Here is a 20877-nt window from a genome sequence, read left to right as displayed (position 1 = left end):
ATGTCCGTTAAAAAGACATGCGCATGTCCGGGCCGTTTCCTTAATTCTCATGTATTTATTTGCCGCTGTAAAAATTCAACGGGCTTAACTTTTAGGCATGTAAGCTCTGTTTATGCAAAGGGGTAACCCCCTCACCGGCTGCGTACGATCCACCAATGGAATGTATGCCAGACCACAACCGTCAGGGGCGCGGATTCCTACATATCATCGCGCGGACCATAAGCCCATTGCAAATCACAGCGGGTTTACGATTGTCAGCTGCGCTGCGTTGGCAGTTCTTTCCCCGCTTGCCCCTCACACGCGCCTTGCTACCGGCGCGGACGTCCACCACGTCGCCCGCCCGGCTCGGACGGATCGCGGCCGTCGGGCGTGTGACGGTCGCCGCGGACCGTCTTCGTCAGCGCGTTTACGGACGACGCCCAGTTGCCGGAGTACGTCGACTCCGTCCGCGGGCCGCCGTTCTCGCGGCCCGACGCCGCACCGGCGCCCGCTTCGCGTCCCCGCCGGCCGCGGCCGCCTTGTCCGCCGCCTTCGCCGGACTCACCGCGCAGCGAGACGCCGCGGGCCGGAGCGGCGCCTTTGCGGCGCTTGCCGCCGCCCTCCGTGCCTGCAGCCGGCGTTACGGCCGCTTCGCCTTCGGCTCCGCCGCCCTTGCGCTTCCGGCGCCGTCCGCCGCCATTCTCGCCGGACTCGGTCACAAGTCCGTTCTCACGGCCTGTATCGGGCGCTGCAGCCGGATTGCCTCCCTTGCGGCGCTTACGTCCTCTGCCGGCTCCCTGAGCCTCCTGGGACAAGCTGCCGTCCTCAGACGGCGTGCCGCCCGGTGCCGCTGCAGGTGTGATTCCGAGCGGCGCTTCACCCGACGCGCCTTTCTTCTTCCGCCTGCGGCGCTTGGTTCCGCCGCCCTCGGATGCTCCTGCCGCTGCCGCATCGGCAGCACCGGCTGTTCCACCCGGCGTACCGGGCTTCACGATGACATCCCGCACACGGCCGCGGTCTTTACCGCGTCCTCCTTTGACAGGACGTCCGCCTGCGACGCGCTTCTTCTGGCCGCCGCGGCCGCCGGACTTGCTTCGGTCGAGCATACTGAACTTGTTGGACCGGGGTTTCATATCCACCATTTCAAAGTCGATGGTTTTCTCGTCCATATTGACCCGGCCTACACGGACTTTAACTTCGTCGCCGATCCGGTAAATTTTCGACGTGCGTTCTCCGATAAGGGCATGCTGCATCTCGTGATAGTGATAGTAATCGTCCGTCATGTCGCTCAGGCGGATCAGGCCCTCGACCGTGTTCTCCAGCTCCACAAAGATACCGAAGCTCGTCACGCTCGAAATAATGCCCTCGAATTCCTCACCGACTTTATCCAGCATGAACTCCGCTTTTTTCAGCGCATCGGTTTCACGCTCGGCATCAACGGCCACACGCTCCCGCTGGGAGGACTGCTCGGCGATATCGTCCATCCGTCCGCGCAAATATTCGCTGCGCTTATCGGTCAGAGCACCATCGTTTTCCAGCACTTCCCGGATCACACGGTGAATGATCAAATCCGGATAACGCCGGATCGGAGACGTAAAGTGGGAATAGAACTCCGCCGCCAGACCGAAATGCCCGATGCTGTTGGAATCGTAACGGGCCTGCTTCATGGAACGGAGCATCACCGTACTGATGACGGTCTCCTCCTTCGTCCCTTTGATCTCTTCAAGAAGAGACTGGAGCGCGCGCGGGTGCACGGTATTGCCCCGTCCGCGTACGACGTAGCCGAAATTCGTAATGAACTCCATGAAATGCGCCAGCTTCTCCGCATCCGGGTCTTCGTGAATCCGGTACAGGAACGGCACCTTCAGCCAATGGAAGTGCTCGGCAACCGTTTCGTTGGCCGCCAGCATAAACTCTTCGATGATCATTTCCGCGATGGAACGCTCACGCTTGACGATATCGACCGGGGTTCCGTCCTTGTCGACAATGATTTTCGATTCCTGGAAATCGAAATCGATCGCGCCGCGCTGAATACGCCGGTTGCGCAGCTTCATGGCGAGCTCTTCCATCAGTTTGAAATCATCCACCAGGTAGCCGTAACGCTCCAGAAGGTCCGCATCGGGCTCTTCCTCGGTCAGCAGCTTGCGGACGTTGTTATAGGTCATTCTTTCGCTTGTTTTGATCACGCTCGTAAAAATGTCGTGCCTCACCACGTTAAGCTCGGCATCGAACTCCATCTCGCAGGACATAGTCAGGCGGTCTACCTGCGGGTTGAGCGAGCAGATTCCGTTGGACAGCCGGTGCGGCAGCATCGGAATGACCCGGTCCACCAGATACACCGAACAGCCGCGGTTGTAGGCTTCGCGGTCCAGTGCGGAATTTTCCGTTACATAGTAGCTTACGTCCGCAATGTGGACGCCCAGCAGGTAGTTGCCGTTCGGCAGCCGTTCCACGTTTACGGCATCATCGAGATCCTTTGCATCCTCGCCGTCGATGGTCACGATGCGTTTACCGCGCAGATCCCGGCGCTTCTGGCTGACAATTTCCTCTTCCGTGATGGAGTCCGGCACACTTTCCGCTTCCCCGATCACTTCTTCGCTGAACGCTTCCGGAAGCTGGAACTTGCGGATGATAGACAAAATGTCCACACCGGGGTCGTCCTTGTGACCGAGAATTTCGATCACTTCGCCCTGGGCAGCCGCGCGGCCCTCGGGATACTGGACAATGTTAACGACGACCTTCTGTCCGTCTGCCGCACCGAGGAAAGCGTTTTTCGGAATAAAAATATCCCGTTGCACACGCTTGTCATCCGGAACGACGAACCCGTAGCTTTCGTGATTCTGGAACGTTCCCACGATTCTCGTGTTGGCGCGTGTGACGACGCGGTCCACTTCCCCCTCGAGCTTGCCTCCGGCGGCGCCTTTGCTCGTAACGCGGACGAGAATAATGTCATTATTCATTGCCGTATTCATATCATTGGCATGAATGTACACGTCGGGGTGATCCCGGTCGTCCGGAATCAAGAATCCGAATCCTTTGGGATGGGCCTGCAGCCGGCCGCGGATGAGATTCATCCGTTCCGGCACTCCGTAACGGTCGTTGCGCGTGCGCAGCACGTGTCCGGATTGCTCCAAGTCGTTAAGCAGCTTGACGAAATCTTTGAATCCCGCAGCGCTCTCAATGCCGAAATGCTTTTCAAGCTCCTGGTACGTCATCGGCTTGTACGCATTCTCGTGCATAAAATTTAATATATCCTGCTCTGTCACCATAGTTGTCACCTTCTTATTAGGTTGAGCTTCTCCGTATTCATACCCGATAACCATTTCTTTGAACAGGCTTAGCCGCTGCTGCAAATCGCATCCTCTACCCGTTTCCGGGACATCAAGGGAATTTCCAGGTGCCTGTTCTTCCGCTTTTCCCCCTGCCTCCGGGGCATCTCGGTCTGGCGGATGTATGATTGTGTGCGAGTGTCCCTATCGGCCTGTACGACCGCGGGTAACGGGTGTGCCTTCGTTGGGTCTTCTTGCAGCTTTCCGGTCGTTGATTCGTTTAAGCTTCTGCCTTATCATTCCTCACGGTTCCCGGCGAGACCCACATTTAACCGGTTGACAAGCAGGTGCAAGTTACTAACCAGTATATCCTGAAAAGACAAAAACATAAACAAATCAATTCTTTTCACCGCTGCGTCCCTCGATGCATCCACAATCGGCAAAACGCCATGAAAAAACAGCAGGAGTAGCTTCCCCCTGCTGTTTGCAATTTATGTGCACCGTCTGTTCAGTTGTTAATACTTCACTACGTAGGCCACGATGACCGTCAATACAATAAAAATAGCCGCCAAAACCACGGTAATCCGGGCCAGAACCAGGTCCATGCCTCTAGCTTTCGTTTTGCCGAACAGATGCTCGGCACCGCCGCTGATCGCACCGGAAAGTCCCGCACTTTTACCCTTTTGTAGTAATACCGTTACAATTAAGCCCAGCGAGGCGATAACCAACAAAACTTTTAACAGGATAACCAATTCGACACCTCATTAGCATGTTCTTATTTTTAGAATGTGCATAAAAAGTCTATCATAAAAGGCCTTTTTCTGCAAGATTCTGGTTGGACAACCTCACTTATTTTCCCCGCTTTATAAAAGAAAACCCGCCGACGGAACAGAGCTTCCATCCAGCGGGTCGTTTATTGCGATTTAACGACAGGGTTACCGTTCACCCGGCCCCATCGGGTAGGCTCTTTCGGACCTTCGGGCTTTCCTTCGCCTGTTTGCATCTCCGCCCAGAAAATACTGAATGGCCGCTTTGGCGCACCAGAGAGAGAAAATCAGGAAAACAACGCCCCAGATCAGAGCGGGTACAGGCGTAATGGAAGCCAGATTCGTTGCGTCTCCCGCTTTGTTCGGATTACCTGCTGCCAGCAGGGCTAGCGTCAGCGGCCCGTAGACCGACTCCTCCAGACAAAGGAAGGCGACGAGCAGATAATAGGCGTTGCGGATAAACCCGCTCGTAAAAGCGAGCACAATGATGTTCAGCGCGATGAAGCCGATCAACCAGCCCACGCCGAATTCATTGCGTACGAACAACACCAAAGACAGCACGGCGATCACCGTCGTTATCTGGAGTCCTAGTCTTTGCTTCCCCCGGGCATACGCCCAGAAAAGAAAAACCGCAAACAAGGACGCCGTCACATAGCCTGCGATTGAAATCGGCAGGAGTTTCCACGAGCCGCTGACCGACGAGTAAGTAACCCCGCTGTGATCGGCATTGAGCACGATAGCCATGACTTTTCCCGACAGGATCATCGTCACGGCTGCGTGCCCGAACTCATGGACCATGGTGTCCAGGTTGCGGAAATAGGCCGAGAAAGGGATGAACTGAGTTAACAAGGCCGAACCGATTAACAACAAAATCGTTTTTACCCAAGCACTCATATTCATAACCCTCCCCGACGTTTAAAAGGCTAAATCATTCACTTTGTGAAAGGTTTTCTTACTTGAATTTTTTCAAGTTGTAGAAAGCTTCTTTGCCGGCGTATTGAGCAATGCCTTCCAGTTGGTCTTCGATGCGAAGCAACTGGTTGTATTTCGCTACGCGGTCCGTACGGGACGGTGCGCCTGTTTTGATTTGGCCGGCGTTAGTTGCCACGGAGATGTCGGCAATCGTGCTGTCTTCGCTCTCACCGGAACGGTGGGAAATAACAGCCGTGTAGCCTGCGCGTTTCGCCATTTCGATCGCGTCGAATGTTTCGGTCAGCGTACCGATTTGGTTTACTTTGATCAGGATGGAGTTACCGATGTTCTCGTTGATGCCTTTGGACAGACGCTCGGTGTTCGTTACGAACAGGTCGTCGCCGACGAGTTGTACTTTGCCGCCCAGCTTCTCGGTCAGCAGCTTCCAACCTTCCCAATCGTCCTCGGAACAACCGTCTTCGATGGTAAGGATCGGGTATTTGTCTACCCAGGAAGCGAGCAGGTCAACGAATTCAGCCGGTGTGAAGGATTTGCCTTCGCCTTCGAGCTCGTATTTGCCGTTCTTGAAGAACTCGGTGGAAGCTACGTCCATACCCAGGAATACGTCTACGCCCGGCTTGTAGCCAGCGCGCTCGATAGCGGTGATGATCGTTTGGATCGCTTCTTCGTTGGAGCTCAGGTTCGGTGCAAAACCGCCTTCGTCGCCGACAGCCGTGTTCAGGCCTTTATCTTTCAGTACGGATTTAAGGTTATGGAAAATCTCTGCGCCCATGCGGAGAGCTTCTTTGAATGTAGGGGCTCCTACCGGAAGCACCATGAATTCTTGAACGTCAACGTTGTTATCGGCATGCTCGCCGCCGTTGATGATGTTCATCATTGGAACCGGAAGAGTTTTAGCGTTGAATCCGCCCAGGTATACGTACAGAGGCAGTTCCATTGCTTCAGCGGCAGCGCGGGCAACAGCCATGGATACCGCGAGGATCGCGTTGGCGCCCAGCTTGCCTTTGTTATGCGTGCCGTCCAGCTCGATCATTTTCTTGTCGATGGATACTTGATCCAAGGAGTTCAGACCGATAATTTCAGGCGCGATGATCGAATTGACGTTGTCAACGGCTTTCAGTACACCTTTACCCAGGTAACGGCTTTTGTCTCCATCGCGGAGCTCGACAGCTTCGTGAGCGCCTGTGGACGCACCGGAAGGTACGATTGCGCGGCCTACAACGCCGGATTCCAGATATACTTCAACTTCAACAGTCGGATTGCCGCGGGAGTCAAGTACTTCGCGAGCATAAACGTCAGAAATGATAGTCATTGTGTTTGAACACTCCTTAACAAGGTTATGTGTATGAAAAACTTCGGGAACTCATTCCCATAAAGGGCAGCGGCGCACCTTACCGATCAAAATAAGATGCTGTATTCCAAGGAATGGTTCCCGAAAACTTGCTGTCTTAATCAAGAAACGAGCGGGTTACTATTTCTTCTCTTCAATGATCGACAGTCCTGTCATTTCCGGCGGCTGCGGCAGCTTCAGCAGATGCAGCAGTGTCGGGGCGATGTCGGCCAGAACGCCGCCTTCGCGCAGAGTGACGTCGTTCGATGTAACGATGAACGGCACCGGATTCGTCGTATGAGCCGTGAACGGACGTTCGGCATCGTCCAGGACGAGGTCCGCATTGCCGTGGTCGGCTGTAATGCAGACAACTCCGCCCTTTGCGAGAATGGCTTCAACGACTTGGCCCAGGCACTCGTCCGTGGCTTCAACGGCTTTGATAGTCGGCTCCAGCATGCCGGAGTGGCCTACCATATCCGGGTTGGCGAAGTTCAGAATGATGACGTCCTGCTTGTCCTCATTGACTTCCTTCACCGCTGCCGCGGCAACTTCGTACGCGCTCATTTCCGGCTTCAAGTCGTAAGTCGCGACTTTCGGCGATGGAATGAGGATACGCGTTTCGCCCGGCAGTTCCACGTCACGGCCGCCGCTGAAGAAGAAGGTAACGTGCGGGTACTTCTCGGTCTCGGCGATACGAAGCTGTCTCTTGTTATTCTGGGCCAGAACCTCGCCAAGCGTGTTATCGAGATCTTTCGGTTTATACGCGACGTATCCTTCGACCGTTTCACTGAACAGCGTCAGGCAGACGTAGTACAGATCTTTCGGAAAAAGCTCGCCGCGGTCAAAACCGCGGAAATCTTTATTCGTAAATACCTGCGACAATTGAATCGCACGGTCCGGACGGAAGTTGAAGAAAATAACCGCATCGCCGGATTCAACGAGTCCCACCGGCTTGTCGTTCTCATCCGTGATGACAGCCGGCATCACAAATTCGTCGAATACGGATTTCTCATACGATTCGGTGATCGCTTTGACCGGGTCCGTGTAGTGCGGGCCGTCCCCGTACACCATGGCACGGTAAGATTTCTCGGTCCGCTCCCAGCGCTTGTCCCGGTCCATCGCATAGTAGCGGCCTTGTACCGTCGCCACTTTGCCGACGCCGATTTCGGCGATTTTGGCCTGGAGCTGCTCCATGTAGTTCTTCGCCGAATCGGGCGCGACATCGCGTCCGTCCAGGAAAGCATGGATATAAACATCTTGCAGATCTTCTTTCTTCGCCAGCTCAAGCAGCGCGAACAAGTGCGCGATGTGGCTGTGTACGCCCCCATCGGAAAGCAGCCCGTACAGATGCAGCTTCTTGTTGTTCTGCTTCGCATGACGTACGGCGCCGATCAGCGTGTTGTTGTCGAAAAACTCACCGTCCCGGATCGACTTGGAAATACGAGTCAGGTCCTGGTAAACCACACGGCCGGCACCGATGTTGAGGTGCCCCACTTCAGAATTACCCATTTGGCCTTCCGGCAAACCTACGGCTTCGCCGCAGGCAGTCAGCGTCGTATGAGGGAACTGGTTCCAATAGCGGTCGTAGTTCGGTTTCTTGGCTTGAGCCACGGCATTGCCGTGAACCTCGCCCCGAAGTCCGAAGCCGTCCAGAATAATCAGCGCTACCGGTTTAGTCGCCATCTTACTTCGCCCCCTCAACGAGTTGGATATAAGAAGCCGGCTCCAGGCTGGCGCCGCCGACAAGAGCTCCGTCGATATCCGGCTGAGCCATGTACTCGGCGATGTTGCCCGGTTTTACGCTGCCGCCGTATTGAATGCGGACCGCATCGGCTACGGAGGAATCGTACAGGGAAACGATCAGCTGGCGGATGTAAGCAATAACTTCGTTGGCGTCTTCAGCCGTGGAAGATTTGCCTGTACCGATAGCCCAGATCGGCTCGTAAGCCACGATGACTTGTTTCGCCTGATCGGCGCTGAGGCCTTTGAAAGCCGCTTCCGTCTGTACGCGGCAGACTTCTTTCGTTTGTCCCGCTTCGCGCTCTTCGAGCTTCTCGCCTACGCAAACGATCGGGGTCAGACCGTAGTTGAAAGAAGCGAGAACCTTTTTGTTAACCGTTTCGTCGGTTTCGTTAAAATAAGCCCTGCGCTCGGAGTGACCGATAATCACATACGTTACGCCGAGATCTTTAAGCATAGCGCCGGAAATTTCCCCGGTGTATGCGCCGTTTTCTTCCCAGTGAAAGTTCTGTGCGCCGATTCCGATCGACGTGCCTTTCACAGCTTCGACAAGCGCCGGCAGATTGGTGTAAGGAGCGCAAATTACGCTCTCCACCCCTGCCACTTCCGCCTTGCCTTTTATATCATTCACGAAGCTTGCCGCTTCGGAAACGGTTTTGAACATTTTCCAGTTACCTGCAATAACGGGTTTTCTCATGATCTTCAAAACTCCTCTCTGTATCTCTTACTTATCGTTAAGAGCGACTACGCCAGGCAGAACTTTGCCTTCCATGAACTCCAGGGAAGCTCCGCCGCCTGTGGAGATGTGGTCCATCTTGTCGGCGAGGTGGAACTTCTCGGCTGCAGCCGCGGAGTCGCCGCCGCCGATGACGGTGTAAGCGGATGTGTCGGCGCAAGCTTGGGCCACCGCACGCGTACCGTGGGAGAAAGGCTCGATTTCGAACACGCCCATAGGCCCGTTCCAGACGACAAGCTTGGAGTTCTTGATAACGTCCGCGTAAAGTTCACGCGTTTTCGGACCGATGTCGATGCCTTCCCAATCGGCCGGAATGGAATCGATTCCGACGATGTTGGTGTTGGCATTGGCACTGAAGTCATCGGAGATGACGATATCTACAGGCAGAAGGAAGTTCTTGCCGAGTTTCTTCGCCTTTTCGATGAAGCCGAGCGCCAGATCAAGCTTCTCGTTGTCCACGAGAGATTGTCCGATTTCATGGCCTTGCGCCTTAAAGAAAGTATAGGAAAGGCCGCCGCCGATAAGGATGTTGTCGGCGATTTCGAGCATTTTATTGATGACGTCGATTTTGTCTTTAACTTTGGAACCGCCGACAATCGCGGTGAAAGGGCGCTCCGGATTGTTAAGCGCTTTGCCCAGCACGTCCAGTTCTTTCTCCATCAAGAGACCGGAAACCGCCGGAAGCTGATGAGCGATGCCTTCCGTGGAAGCATGCGCACGGTGAGCCGCTCCGAAAGCATCGTTCACGTACAGGTCGGCCAGCGCCGCGAACTGTTTCGCCAGCTCCGGATCGTTCTTCTCTTCGCCCGGGTAGAAGCGGACGTTCTCAAGAAGCAGCACGTCGCCGTCTTTCAGCTCGTTTACTTTCGCTTGAACCGCTTCGCCGACAGCTTCGTCCGCTTTCGCTACCGGCTTGCCGAGAAGCTCGGACAGGCGGGCTGCTACCGGAGTCAGACGAAGGTCTTCGTTGACTTGGCCTTTCGGGCGGCCCAGATGGCTCGCAAGGATAACTTTAGCGCCTTTGTCGATCAGGAACTTGATCGTCGGCAGCGTTTCACGAATACGTGTATCGTCCGTAATTTGACCGTTTTCGAGCGGCACGTTGAAATCGACGCGTACAAACACGCGTTTACCGTTAACTTCTACATCGCGAACACTTTTCTTGTTCATGAAATATCCTCCTCTGAGCTTTCCGAAGGAAAGCTGTCGTCGTAAGCATTAGCCGAGCTTTCGTTAAGAAAGCTGGCGTCGTAAGCATTAACTGAACTCCCAGTAAAGCTGTCTAAAGCTGTCGTCGTAAACTTAGGCCGAGCCTCTCCCTTTCACGGGAAGGGCCGACGATCGAAACGGAAAAGCTTTCGTTCAGGAAAACCTTCTTCGCAAGACCTTTGGGGCCAGGCTTTCCTGAGGAAAGCTTCGTACATTCCGGGGACTTATGTAAAATTCATGCCCCGATAAGCAATGGGAAGAGGAGAATTTCTTCTCCTCTTCTTGCATGGCTTATTTAAGGATTACAGACCTTTTTTAGCGATGAAAGCGGCCAGGTCAACGACACGATTGGAGTAGCCCCACTCGTTATCGTACCAGGAAACGACTTTCACCATGTTGTCGCCCACTACCATAGTCGACAGAGAGTCGATTGTGGAGGAAGCAGGGTCACCGTTGTAGTCGCTCGATACAAGCGGCTCGTCGGAGTAGTTCAAGATGCCTTTAAGCGGGCCGTCAGCAGCTTCTTTAAGAGCATTGTTCACATCGTCAACGGTTACGTTAGCGTTCAGCTCGACAACCAGATCCGTTACGGAAACGTTTGGAGTCGGAACGCGCATAGCCATACCGTTCAGTTTGCCTTTAAGCTGCGGCAGAACCAGGGAAACGGCTTTAGCTGCACCCGTAGTGGAAGGAATGATGTTCTCGGCTGCCGCACGAGCGCGGCGAAGATCCTTATGAGGCAGATCAAGCACTTGCTGGTCGTTCGTATAGGAGTGAACAGTCGTCATCATGCCTTTTACGATACCGAACTTCTCATCCAATACTTTCGCGAAAGGAGCGAGACAGTTAGTCGTACAAGAAGCGTTAGAGATGACGGTATGAGCGGAAGGATCGTATTTCTCTTCGTTAACGCCCATAACAACTGTGATATCTTCGTTCGTAGCCGGTGCGGAAATGATAACTTTCTTCGCTCCGCCTTTCAAGTGAGACTCGGCTTTCGCTTTGTCTGTGAAGATACCAGTGGATTCAACGACGATTTCAACGCCGTACTCAGCCCAAGGAAGGTTTCCAGGGTCACGCTCTGCAAATACCTTGATGGATTTGCCGTTTACTTTCAGTTCGCCTTCGCCAGCTTCAACCGTTGCGTTAAGTCTGCCGTGAGTCGTGTCATACTTGAGCAGGTGCGCAAGCGTGCTTACGTCCGTCAGATCGTTGATTGCTACGATTTCCACTTCAGCGTTGTTCAGAGCGGCGCGGAATACGTTACGTCCGATACGACCGAAACCGTTAATACCCACTTTAACCATTGTAATTCCTCCCAGTAGAAAGTTTATATTTCAAGACGCGCCTAAGGCCCGTCAAGATAACGTGTAATTTAACATCTCCACGGCTGCAGCCTCATCCGTCACCAGGATGTCCTCCTGGCCGTATTTTAAAACCGAAGCTACAGCCGCACCCTTGCTTTTGCCGCCGGCTACGCCGATCACGACTTCGCAGTGCTGGATATCTTCCAGCCGGAGTCCTACGGTCGGCATCTTATGGACAACCTTGCCCTCGGGGTTAAAATAGTAGCCGAACGCTTCGGCGAGCGCCCCTTCGCCTCGCAGGCTGTCTATCGTCTCGGAGTCTACCTTGCGCCTCTGCGCCATGACGATAGCATCTCCAATGCCGTGAATGACGATGCGGCTGCTGCGGACCACGTCCATCATCTCCTGGATGTTCGGTTCCTGGATCAAAGACTGATAGGCCTCCTCGCGGAGATGATCCGGAACATGCAGCAGGCGGTACTGTCCGCCGGTCTTCTTCGCCATCTTGGAGGCGATCATGTTCGCCTGCAGCTCCACGCTTTCGCCGAGCCCTCCGCGGGCCGGGACGAACAGGCTGCCCTTGAGGGCGCTCGTCGTGGACAGGTGCTCCGCCACTTCGGCCATTGTGGAGCCGCCGGTAACCGCGATCACGTCATGCTTCGTGACGTGCTTGCGCAGCATCAGTGCGGCCGCCCGGCCCAGCTCCTTCTTCGCAAACAGCGAAGAATCCGAATCGCCGGGAACGACTACGACCTGCTCCAGGCGGAAGTGGTCGCGGATCCGCTTCTCCAGCTCGTTAAGCCCGAGCATCTCCTTGATAAGCGGCTGAAGCTTCTCCAGCAGTTCCCTGCCCGATTCGCTGATGCGCATGCCCGATGTTTCCGTTTCAATCAGGCCTTGGCCTTTCAGAAACTCCACTTCGCTGCGCAAAACCCGCTCCGTCATATCGAGAGCGCCGGCCAGGGTTCTGCGTCCCACGCTTCCCAGCAGAAAAATATGCTGCAGAACGGTGTAACGCTTGTTCAGAACCTCCAGCAAGTCCGGCAGGAGCTGTTTCTGGACGTCGAGAATATCTCTCATGCCATACACTCCTATTGATCGTGTTGGGACTCAATATGTCCCGCGAGTGCATTTTAAGTCCCACCTGGATCAAAAAAAACTTCCCTTGCACAACCCCATTATACCCCAGTTCCTATAAAAGAATCAATGTGTGCAAAGTTTGATTTTTGTAAATGGGCGTCGAAAAAAAATCTAAGCCACAGGACTTGCTTTTTTCATACCTCTATCATATAATAACCTTTGCTGTTACTTAATGAAACATGCGCCCGTGGTCCAATGGATATGACGTAGGCCTCCGGAGCCTGAGATCGAGGTTCGATTCCTCGCGGGCGCGTATAATGTTAAACAAGAGAAAGCTCCCGTCTTCGGACCGGAGCTTTTTTATTTTCCCCTTAAGGTTGGGCCGCTTATTCCGCCGATCCCATGAACATCTTCTGAATACCGGCATACCGGGCGCGAAGCCATCCCAAAACCGCTTCTTTGTTTCTTTTTACAACCAGGAATCCCGTCAAAGCGATAGCGGCAATAATAATCGCAATCGTTGAGTATTGGGCAATCACATGCAGCAGCTGCTGAATTTTCGTGCCGAACAAGAAACCTACCATCACGTACGTGAATACCCACAGAACGCCGCTCAGTCCGTTAAAAATCAGAAAAGTCTTCAGGCGGATTTTCAAAATCCCCGACACATACCCGGTAAAATGCCTCAGTCCCGGCACAAAGTAACTGACCAGAATAATTTTGTCCCCGTATTTATCAAACCATTTCTTAATTTTGAGTAGTCTATCCGGGTTAAGAAGCACATACCTGCCGTACTTATCAAAAAAAGGCGTCCCCAACTTCCGTCCAAGCACATACGTAAAGATAGTTCCCGCAAAAGCTCCCGCAAATGAAACGCCCATAACGCCAGCCATATTAAACGTGTTCACGTGCACCATATGTCCCGAAATCATCATAGCCAGTTCCCCGGGAAAAGGCAGGGCCACCGATTCTGCGAAGAGGCCCAGGAAGAGCACCAGATACCCGTATTGTGCGAAAAGATCACTAATCCACTCCATAGTCCGCTCCTTATTCCACTTAATTTCCTGTCTTTGTTAGCCAGTATACCTTTTAAGGAGGAGTTTCATAATGGTCCCCGGTTTAGTTTGGAAACTGGACTTTGGTCGTGGCAGGAACCAGACCCTCTGTTAATTTATGGGTATAGCCTGTGGATTTTTTCACCACTTTGACATACAGGGGACTTTGCGGGTGCATGAGATGTTTCACTAATTCCGCTTGAGGGGAAAGAACGAGAGAGGTTTTTCCAAATAAGTTTGACCTTTCTTGACCTTTTGACGTTTTTTCGGTATCATATTTGTAGATACTGAAAATTAACGCAGTTATAGCGGCGTATTATCGAAGGAGGTAACATTAATGAGTTTTATTCCAATGGTTGTCGAGCCTGATGCAAGAGGAGAACGCGCTTACGATATCTACTCCCGTCTTCTTAAAGACCGTATTATTTTTCTGGGTACCCCGGTGAATGATCAGGTCGCCAACGCGATTATCGCCCAACTGCTGTTCCTAGATGCGCAGGACCCCGACAAGGATATTCATTTGTACATTAACAGCCCCGGCGGTTCCATCACAGCTGGAATGGCGATTTACGACACCATGCAATTTATCAAATCCGACGTTTCCACGATCTGCGTAGGGATGGCGGCTTCCATGGGCGCTTTCCTGCTTGCGGCAGGCGCCAAAGGCAAGCGTTACGCCCTGCCAAACTCCGAAGTCATGATTCACCAGCCGCTCGGCGGCGCGGAAGGTCAGGCGACGGACATCGAGATTCGCGCGAGACGCATTCTCAAAATGCGCGAGAACCTGAACAAAATTCTCGCGGAACGTACAGGCCAGCCGCTGGAGCGTATCGATAAAGATACCGACCGCGACTACTTTATGAGCGCGGCTGAAGCCAGCGCCTACGGTCTTATCGATAAAGTGATCGAGAAGACGACCGAAGGCGGCAAAGAAGCTTAAGCAGCCCAAAGAAAAACCCCGGATCATCGACTTACGTCGGTAATCCGGGGTTTCTTTTTTAATGCGGGCGAAATGAAAACAAATTAGTCCAGATCCGCAAGCGGATAGAAAATCAGATCGATCGGGAAAGCCGAACCGGCCGGAGGCGTAAACTCGATATCGAGCGATTTCTCCGTTCCTGTGGTGCGGTGGAGAATTTGCATGCCGTCAAAAGCGGTAATCACGCCGGAATACGGAATCGACTGGATTTCTCCGTTGATCTTGATCGGCCCTTTGAAGACACCGCCGCGGGCCAGCAGCATAATCGCCATTTTGCGCGGTTTGTCCGCGTGAATCTTGTAGACAACGCCGTAGTTGCCCCCATTCTTCACGTTTTCCTTACGCATCACGTCATAACCGTCCACGAAAGGATCGGTTTTCCCGTCCCCAATGACCAGCTTGGAGGCTTTCGTGAAGGAAGAAGCATCAATATTCCAGTTCACCTCGGAAACATCGAATGAGCCCCTTACGTGCCCTGTGAAGCCGAGCAGCTTGCTTTCGGACAGCGTCGTGTTCGTCAGCTCGTCAGCCGCCAGGAAGGAGAACTGAACTTCTCCGGAAGTTTCAAGATCATAGAACAGATTCACACCTTGGCCCGGATAGAAATCCGGAAGCTGGCGGTAAACGAGCGTATCATGCGGCGGAATGGTCAGTTTCTCGTTATATGTATTGCCCAGCAGGAAGTCTACGGAAGCCTCGCTGCCGATCAGGTTCGCATATACGGAAGGCCATACCTCGCCTTTGTTGGTCGTTTTGACCGTAACGGGCTTATCCGTCGTATTCGTTGCCATAATGGCGAACGTCACTTTGTTCTTCGTTCCGTTGATGTGGTCCGCATACAGACGGCCTTTGCCGTTGATCATGTCCTGATACAGGATGCCCGGCTCCGTAAATTCTTCGGGGCTGTCGCTGACGAGCAGCTTGCGGCCCGGTACGTTGGTCGCTTCTTTGGGAAGCATTGGCAAGTTATAGAAGTGGGAAGTCAGCGTATCCCAGCTCAGTTTGTAGAAGCTGCCGATCTCGTTGTGATATACCGGATATTCGGCTTCCGACACAAGCGGTATATCTTCGACAATGACATTTTTGGTGAACACCTTGCTCACGTGTCCATGCCTGTCGTAAACCTTAAGACTAACCGGATAGGAGCCCGGCTTGAAGAATGCGTCTTGTTTGCCCGTCCATTCGTACTTGGCGATCCCTTCCGCATCCGGATCGTAGCAGAGGTCAATGTACTTGACGGTCTCGCCGAGACGGTATTTCTCTTTGTGGGTCGTAAATTTGGCAACGGGATTCGAATTATTCGCTCCATTGTCGTAAATGCCTTCCGGCTTCGGAACGTAGACGATTTCCACTTTGCGCGATTCGTGGTAGTACGTATACTTGGCGCCCATATAATCGGCTACCCAGGTCAATTTGACGAGCAGCTTGCCTTTTACGATGGCCGCAACCGAATCGAACGGCACTTCCTCGCCATTGATATAGGCTTTTTTCAGATCGCTGCTCAAGACGATGTTATAGCCCGGAGGCTGCATTGTGATCGTTCTGGCCGCATTGTCCCAAGTAACGGGGAACCCCAGACTGTCACCGATAAATTTAGCCGGAACGAACGTTTTGTCCTTGATGATGGTGGCCGGCGACTCCAGCTCCACCTGATCTTCATTGACGAACGCCTGCTTGTTATCCAGGTACAAAACAATTAACGACGATGAGGACGAGATTGCACGCGCCTGAATCGGCATCAGGAAAGCTGCGAACAGCACCAGCGCCATCAGAAGCGAAACCTCTTTCTTCCATTGAATCATGCTCCTACTCCTTTTCCTTCCTTTTTCTAAAAAACGACATGACAAAAAAGCCTTCTCCCGAAAAATCGCCCAATCTTTAGACGTTTTCTGCTGGAAAAGGTTTCTGTTTGACAAAAATAAAAAAGCTCCCTTGGCAGGAAGCCTTCCGCTCTTACTGATTTTCAAGTTCTTCTTTGCTGACCAGTGTGACTAAAGCGTTTACAGCCTGTTCAGCGTCCGAACCTTCTGCACTTATGTAAATTTCGGTTCCCGTGCTGATCGCAAGGCTCATAATTCCCATAATGCTCTTGGCGTTTACTTTCTTCTCGTCCTTCTCTACAAAAATTTCAGACGAAAATTTATTCGCTTCCTGGACAAATAAAGCAGCGGGTCTGGCGTGAAGGCCGGTTTTCAATTTCACCACTACTGGGCGTCTCGACATGGATTGGATTCCCCCTACGTTCTTAATTTGCAGTCTATAATGCATCCCCGGCAATATCGCTCGGAGGTTCCCCTTACGTGTAACTTATGTCGGTTAAGCATCAGGCATGATGATTTCTATCCAATTCATGTTGGATGTTCATCGAACGGGGACCTGGCACCGGGCTGCGCTTGTCCGTTCAAGAACCTCGAGTGCCGTAAAATGCGTAATCTGCTTCATATTATACCATTTTACGGCGAAATACTCTAGGAAAAAGTTCCCGTATAGGTCTAACGGATGGCAGCGCCGTTGCGAATTTTGTCAGCCAGTTCGTCTATTTTACGCAAACGATGATTGACGCCCGACTTGCTGACGCTGCCCTTCAGCATGTCCCCGACCTCTTTAAGATTCAAGTCGGGATGCTTCACACGGATTTCCGCGACTTCGCGGAGTTTCTCCGGCAGGCTCTCCAGGCCGACTTCCCGTTCGATGAGACGGATGTTATCGATCTGCCGGACAGCCGCACCGATGGTTTTATTAAGATTCGCCGTTTCGCAGTTTACGATTCGGTTCACCGAATTTCGCATATCCTTCATGATCCGGACATCTTCGAAACGCAACAGGGCCTGGTGTGCGCCAATAATGCTGAGAAACTCAATAATCCGTTCGCCTTCCTTGATGTAGAAAACGAACCCCTTCTTGCGCTCGATGCATCTAGCGTTCAAATCGAAACGGTTAGCAAGCTGGCACAGCGCCTGACAGTGTTCTTCATACATGGAAGCAATTTCGAGATGATACGAAGAACCCTCCGGATTGTTGACGGAGCCTCCCGCAAGAAAAGCCCCCCGAAGGTAGGCCCGCCGGCAGCAGTTTGTTTTTACAATGCTTTTGTCTATGCCCGGAGTAAACTGGAAGCCTTCCGACACGATATAAAGGTCGGAAAGCAATTCCTGCACCTGGTTCGGCACGCGGACGATATAGACATTATTCTTCTTAAGACGCATTTTCTTACGGACGAGCAGCTCGGTGTGAAGCTTATACCGCTTTTTAAGCAAAGAGTAAATCCTCCTGGCAATAGCGGCGTTTTCCGTTGAAATATCAAGAATGACGCGCTGATTCGTCAGCTGTACGGAACCGTTCATGCGGATAAGAGCCGACAATTCGGCTTTCTCGCAGCAATCCTCCGCTTCGATTAGGGTCAATTCCTTCTTCGTTTGCGCCGCAAAAGACATGGGGACTCACCTCTTCCTGAGCATCCAGCTCTCCACGATCTGATAGATATGCTCGCTTAATTTATCCGCATCGTGGCGCAGATAGGTCCGGAAAAGCACCAGCTTGTCGGCGATGACGCGGTATCCCCGCTTCGTCACCTCGTCCAGATCCAGATGGACGGCTTTGGCGCCCTTCTCGGCATATTTATTCTGTACCTGAGGAGGGATCTCCCCGTTATTTACAATGACATAATCAAACAGATGATGGCCTATATGGTTATGAATGGCCGTCAGATGATCCCCGACGGAGTAATCGTCCGTCTCGCCCGGTTGGGTCATCACGTTACAAATGAACATTTTGACCGCATCGGATTTAAGGATCTCCTCCGCTATTCCGGGCACGAGCAGGTTAGGAAGAATACTCGTGTACAAGCTGCCGGGACCGCACAGGATGGCATCCGCCTCACGGATAGCCTCGATCGCTTCCTCCAGCGGTTCGATATCCGCCGGCTCCAGCATAACCCGCTTGATGCGCCCTCCGGCCAGTGGAATCTTCGACTCCCCTTCCACGATCGTGCCGTCCTCCATTAACGCCCGCAAATAGAGCTCCTGCCTCGAGGCAGGAAGCACCCGGCCGCGAACCGCGAACACGCGGCTCATCTCGCGAATTCCGGTGACGAAGTCACCGGTGATGTCCTTCATCGCCGCGAGAATCAGGTTCCCGAGACTATGCCCCGCGAGCCCGGTTCCGGCCGGAAAACGGTACTGCAGCATCTCGGAAAGCAACGGCTCCACATCCGCGAGCGCCGTAAGTACATTGCGGATATCGCCCGGCGGCGGAATTTGCAGCTCCGAACGCAGAATGCCGGAGCTGCCTCCGTCGTCGGCTACCGTAACGATAGCCGTGATATCCAGCGGTTTCTGCTTCAACCCCCGAAGCATGACGGACAATCCTGTTCCGCCCCCTATGACGACTATCCGGGGGATATCGGCAGGGCGGTAAACTTTAGACATGGTTTCACCCTCTTATGGTCGGTCGCGTTCCGCATCTCGATGATTGACTCTGACGATCTCCGTCTCGCTGTTTCCCATAACCTTGCCCAAATACTCGGCAATAGCCACAGACCGATGCTTGCCGCCCGTACAACCGATGCCTACGACAACCTGGCTTTTGCCTTCTTTTTTGTACTGGGGAACAAGAAAGTGAAGCATATCGAGCAGTTTCGTCAGAAACTCCTGCGTCTCGTTCCACTTCATCACGTAGTCGTATACATCCGCATCCTGCCCCGTATTCGGGCGAAGCGTCTCCACATAATGCGGATTCGGCAGGAAACGTACGTCAAAAATCAGATCGGCATCAATCGGGATGCCATATTTAAAGCCGAAAGAGATGACATTTATAGATATGCCGCCGCTACCCATATTGGTGAAGCGGGAGGCGATTTTTTGTTTGAGCTGCGCCGGTTTCAGCGCACTAGTGTCGATTACCTGCGAAGCGTGACCCTTTAATTCTTCCAGGAGCTTGCGCTCCAGCAGAATGCCCTCTAGCGGCGCATCATTGGGAGCAAGCGGGTGGCGGCGCCTGCTTTCTTTGTAACGCTGAACCAGAGTGGAATCCGTTGCGTCGAGAAACAAAATCTCGTACGTCAATGTGTAATCTTCCTTAATGGAACGCAGCGATTCCTGCAGCGCCGTGAAAAATTCCCGGCCGCGGAGGTCGATAACCAGCGCCACCTTGCCGATTTTGCCGTGGGACTGCTCGATTAATTCCGCAAATTTCGGAATCAGAACAGGCGGCAAGTTGTCCACACAGAAAAATCCGAGATCCTCGAGACTTTGTACGGCAATTGTTTTCCCTGCACCGGACATGCCGGTAATAATGACAAGCTTGGCCGCCGCTTTGCTTTCTTCCATGAGTTCACCTTCCTCATCCGTTATAGGGTACCCTTCCGGGTGGAAGCCGCATTGTAAGCTTTGGTTGCTAATGCAGGTTTAAACCCGCCGCTCCTACGATGCCCGCATTGTTGCCCAGTGTGGCCGGCACGATTTCAACGCCTGTATAAGCGCGTTCCGGAGTCAGCTTGCGGAATGTCTCGCGGATCGGATTGAACAGGATTTCTCCCGCTTTCGATACGCCGCCGCCGATAATGAACCGCTGCGGATTAACGGTTACCGCTACGGCCGCCATGGACTTGCCGATATAATAGGCGGCACGGTTAACGATGCGCACGGCGACCTCGTCTCCCGACTTCGCCGCATCGAATACGTCTTTCGCCGTAATCTTCTCGATCAGCGCCAGACTCGTACGGTCGCCGCGCTCTTTGGCATCGTTGGCCATTCTGACGATACCCGTGGCGGAAGAGACCGTTTCCAGACATCCGGATTGTCCGCAGTTGCAGGCAATCGCTTCAATATCCGGAACAACGGACATATGTCCGAGCTCGCCTGCCATCCCATTGAAACCTTGGTAAATTTTTCCGTTTATAATAATGCCTCCGCCCACGCCGGTTCCAAGCGTATAGCAGACCAGGTTCGGGATTCCCCGTCCGGCTCCGCCCCACGCCTCACCAAGCGCCGCGACATTGGCGTCATTGTCGATTTTTACGGTTTTGCCAAGCTTCTCCTCAAGGGTCTTCTTGACTGCGACATTGCGCCAGCCCAGATTAGGCGACAATTCCACAAAGCCTGTCGGAATGTCCATAAAGCCAGCGATTCCGGCCCCGATCCCCGCTACTTGTTCCCATTCGTATGGCGATTCGTCTACGATCCTGTGGACGTACTCAACAATACGGTCAAGCACAAAATCGGGACCGTGCTCGGCTCCGGTAGGACCTTCATAAGTCTGAATCAATTTTCCTTCTTCGTCGCAGAGGCCTACCTTGATGCTGGTGCCCCCTAAGTCCACTCCGACATAAATCCGTTGTGTCATGCTAAATGTCACCTCAGTGAAGAGTTAAGTTATTTCCAAATCTTTCGCGATGGGTGTTGCTCCTGTACCCACTATAAGCGAACCCTATAGGAAGGTCAAGGACGGCAAATTGAAAAAACGTGGAAGGGTGTAGGCCGTTCCACGTCTTTGC

At 53.1% G+C, this 20877-nt stretch carries 17 protein-coding genes and 1 tRNA gene; 2 read left to right on the top strand and 16 right to left on the bottom strand.

Annotated features, from left to right (window positions below):
• Window positions 1-308: 308 nt before the first annotated feature.
• The 9 genes from rnr to HMPREF1207_RS14505 all read right to left on the bottom strand — a co-directional run bounded on the left by rnr (window position 309) and on the right by HMPREF1207_RS14505 (window position 12350).
• Window positions 309-3248 carry a ribonuclease R gene (gene rnr, locus HMPREF1207_RS14545; protein WP_231392143.1) on the bottom strand — a complete coding sequence of 980 codons (2940 nt, stop codon included), beginning with the start codon at window positions 3246-3248 and terminating at the stop codon, window positions 309-311.
• A 515-nt stretch (window positions 3249-3763) separates the two neighbouring features.
• The gene (secG, locus tag HMPREF1207_RS14540) at window positions 3764-4000 is read right to left on the bottom strand and encodes a preprotein translocase subunit SecG (RefSeq protein WP_009674538.1); all 237 of its coding nucleotides are present in this window, start codon (window positions 3998-4000) and stop codon (window positions 3764-3766) included.
• Between the two features lie 183 nt (window positions 4001-4183).
• On the bottom strand, window positions 4184-4909 hold the full coding sequence (locus tag HMPREF1207_RS14535; RefSeq protein WP_009674537.1) for a M50 family metallopeptidase: 726 nt from the start codon (window positions 4907-4909) through the stop codon (window positions 4184-4186).
• A gap of 58 nt (window positions 4910-4967) precedes the next feature.
• Complete coding sequence (gene eno, locus HMPREF1207_RS14530; RefSeq protein ID WP_009674533.1) at window positions 4968-6260, bottom strand: phosphopyruvate hydratase; 1293 nt, start codon at window positions 6258-6260, stop codon at window positions 4968-4970.
• 159 nt (window positions 6261-6419) lie between these two features.
• The gene (gene gpmI / locus HMPREF1207_RS14525; RefSeq protein ID WP_009674534.1) at window positions 6420-7961 is read right to left on the bottom strand and encodes a 2,3-bisphosphoglycerate-independent phosphoglycerate mutase; all 1542 of its coding nucleotides are present in this window, start codon (window positions 7959-7961) and stop codon (window positions 6420-6422) included.
• Between the two features lies 1 nt (window position 7962).
• Window positions 7963-8715, bottom strand: coding sequence for a triose-phosphate isomerase (tpiA, locus tag HMPREF1207_RS14520; RefSeq protein ID WP_009674536.1), 753 nt, complete (start codon window positions 8713-8715; stop codon window positions 7963-7965).
• A gap of 27 nt (window positions 8716-8742) precedes the next feature.
• Window positions 8743-9924 (bottom strand): phosphoglycerate kinase, encoded by a 1182-nt coding sequence (locus HMPREF1207_RS14515; RefSeq protein WP_009674528.1) that lies wholly within the window; start codon window positions 9922-9924, stop codon window positions 8743-8745.
• Between the two features lie 341 nt (window positions 9925-10265).
• Window positions 10266-11270 (bottom strand): type I glyceraldehyde-3-phosphate dehydrogenase, encoded by a 1005-nt coding sequence (gene gap, locus HMPREF1207_RS14510; protein WP_016423763.1) that lies wholly within the window; start codon window positions 11268-11270, stop codon window positions 10266-10268.
• Window positions 11271-11321: 51 nt separating this feature from the next.
• Entirely contained in the window at window positions 11322-12350 is a 1029-nt protein-coding gene (locus HMPREF1207_RS14505; protein WP_009676835.1) for a sugar-binding transcriptional regulator, read from the bottom strand.
• Window positions 12351-12591: 241 nt separating this feature from the next.
• Between HMPREF1207_RS14505 and HMPREF1207_RS14500 the strand changes: the two genes are divergently transcribed.
• Window positions 12592-12663, top strand: a tRNA-Arg gene (locus HMPREF1207_RS14500).
• A 73-nt stretch (window positions 12664-12736) separates the two neighbouring features.
• Here HMPREF1207_RS14500 and HMPREF1207_RS14495 read toward each other — a convergent pair.
• Window positions 12737-13387: a DedA family protein gene (locus tag HMPREF1207_RS14495; RefSeq protein WP_009676858.1), complete on the bottom strand. Its 651-nt coding sequence runs from the start codon at window positions 13385-13387 to the stop codon at window positions 12737-12739.
• Between the two features lie 355 nt (window positions 13388-13742).
• On the opposite strand from HMPREF1207_RS14495, the gene clpP reads away from it, so the two are divergent.
• Window positions 13743-14345: an ATP-dependent Clp endopeptidase proteolytic subunit ClpP gene (clpP, locus tag HMPREF1207_RS14490; RefSeq protein ID WP_009676841.1), complete on the top strand. Its 603-nt coding sequence runs from the start codon at window positions 13743-13745 to the stop codon at window positions 14343-14345.
• A gap of 83 nt (window positions 14346-14428) precedes the next feature.
• On the opposite strand, the gene HMPREF1207_RS14485 is transcribed toward clpP, so the two are convergent.
• The 6 genes from HMPREF1207_RS14485 to HMPREF1207_RS14460 form a co-directional block, all read right to left on the bottom strand.
• Window positions 14429-16186 carry a copper amine oxidase N-terminal domain-containing protein gene (locus tag HMPREF1207_RS14485; RefSeq protein WP_009676839.1) on the bottom strand — a complete coding sequence of 586 codons (1758 nt, stop codon included), beginning with the start codon at window positions 16184-16186 and terminating at the stop codon, window positions 14429-14431.
• 151 nt (window positions 16187-16337) lie between these two features.
• Window positions 16338-16607, bottom strand: a complete 270-nt coding sequence (locus tag HMPREF1207_RS14480) for an HPr family phosphocarrier protein (RefSeq protein ID WP_016423762.1) — start codon at window positions 16605-16607, stop codon at window positions 16338-16340.
• A 269-nt stretch (window positions 16608-16876) separates the two neighbouring features.
• Window positions 16877-17818 (bottom strand): DNA-binding protein WhiA, encoded by a 942-nt coding sequence (gene whiA / locus HMPREF1207_RS14475; protein WP_016423761.1) that lies wholly within the window; start codon window positions 17816-17818, stop codon window positions 16877-16879.
• Window positions 17819-17824: 6 nt separating this feature from the next.
• Window positions 17825-18811 carry a gluconeogenesis factor YvcK family protein gene (locus tag HMPREF1207_RS14470; protein ID WP_009676861.1) on the bottom strand — a complete coding sequence of 329 codons (987 nt, stop codon included), beginning with the start codon at window positions 18809-18811 and terminating at the stop codon, window positions 17825-17827.
• A 12-nt stretch (window positions 18812-18823) separates the two neighbouring features.
• Complete coding sequence (gene rapZ, locus HMPREF1207_RS14465) at window positions 18824-19711, bottom strand: RNase adapter RapZ (RefSeq protein ID WP_009676833.1); 888 nt, start codon at window positions 19709-19711, stop codon at window positions 18824-18826.
• A 67-nt stretch (window positions 19712-19778) separates the two neighbouring features.
• On the bottom strand, window positions 19779-20726 hold the full coding sequence (locus tag HMPREF1207_RS14460) for an ROK family glucokinase (protein ID WP_009676840.1): 948 nt from the start codon (window positions 20724-20726) through the stop codon (window positions 19779-19781).
• Between the last annotated feature and the right edge of the window lie 151 nt (window positions 20727-20877).

The sequence above is a fragment of the Paenibacillus sp. HGH0039 genome (assembly GCF_000411255.1).
Taxonomy (GTDB): Bacteria; Bacillota; Bacilli; order Paenibacillales; family NBRC-103111; genus Paenibacillus_F.
The sequence above is the reverse complement of the archived record's forward strand: the minus strand, read 5'-3'. Positions and strand labels throughout refer to the sequence as shown.

Bases quoted from the DNA above. Each gene is read 5' to 3' on its own strand.
- tpiA (WP_009674536.1), bottom strand. From the start codon at position 8,715: ATGAGAAAACCCGTTATTGCAGGTAACTGGAAAATGTTCAAAACCGTT.
- HMPREF1207_RS14480 (WP_016423762.1), bottom strand. From the start codon at position 16,607: ATGTCGAGACGCCCAGTAGTGGTGAAATTGAAAACCGGCCTTCACGCC.
- HMPREF1207_RS14535 (WP_009674537.1), bottom strand. From the start codon at position 4,909: ATGAGTGCTTGGGTAAAAACGATTTTGTTGTTAATCGGTTCGGCCTTG.
- rnr (WP_231392143.1), bottom strand. From the start codon at position 3,248: ATGGTGACAGAGCAGGATATATTAAATTTTATGCACGAGAATGCGTAC.
- eno (WP_009674533.1), bottom strand. From the start codon at position 6,260: ATGACTATCATTTCTGACGTTTATGCTCGCGAAGTACTTGACTCCCGC.
- whiA (WP_016423761.1), bottom strand. From the start codon at position 17,818: ATGTCTTTTGCGGCGCAAACGAAGAAGGAATTGACCCTAATCGAAGCG.
- HMPREF1207_RS14470 (WP_009676861.1), bottom strand. From the start codon at position 18,811: ATGTCTAAAGTTTACCGCCCTGCCGATATCCCCCGGATAGTCGTCATA.
- HMPREF1207_RS14485 (WP_009676839.1), bottom strand. From the start codon at position 16,186: ATGATTCAATGGAAGAAAGAGGTTTCGCTTCTGATGGCGCTGGTGCTG.
- rapZ (WP_009676833.1), bottom strand. From the start codon at position 19,711: ATGGAAGAAAGCAAAGCGGCGGCCAAGCTTGTCATTATTACCGGCATG.
- clpP (WP_009676841.1), top strand. From the start codon at position 13,743: ATGAGTTTTATTCCAATGGTTGTCGAGCCTGATGCAAGAGGAGAACGC.
- HMPREF1207_RS14495 (WP_009676858.1), bottom strand. From the start codon at position 13,387: ATGGAGTGGATTAGTGATCTTTTCGCACAATACGGGTATCTGGTGCTC.
- HMPREF1207_RS14460 (WP_009676840.1), bottom strand. From the start codon at position 20,726: ATGACACAACGGATTTATGTCGGAGTGGACTTAGGGGGCACCAGCATC.
- gap (WP_016423763.1), bottom strand. From the start codon at position 11,270: ATGGTTAAAGTGGGTATTAACGGTTTCGGTCGTATCGGACGTAACGTA.
- gpmI (WP_009674534.1), bottom strand. From the start codon at position 7,961: ATGGCGACTAAACCGGTAGCGCTGATTATTCTGGACGGCTTCGGACTT.
- HMPREF1207_RS14515 (WP_009674528.1), bottom strand. From the start codon at position 9,924: ATGAACAAGAAAAGTGTTCGCGATGTAGAAGTTAACGGTAAACGCGTG.
- HMPREF1207_RS14505 (WP_009676835.1), bottom strand. From the start codon at position 12,350: ATGAGAGATATTCTCGACGTCCAGAAACAGCTCCTGCCGGACTTGCTG.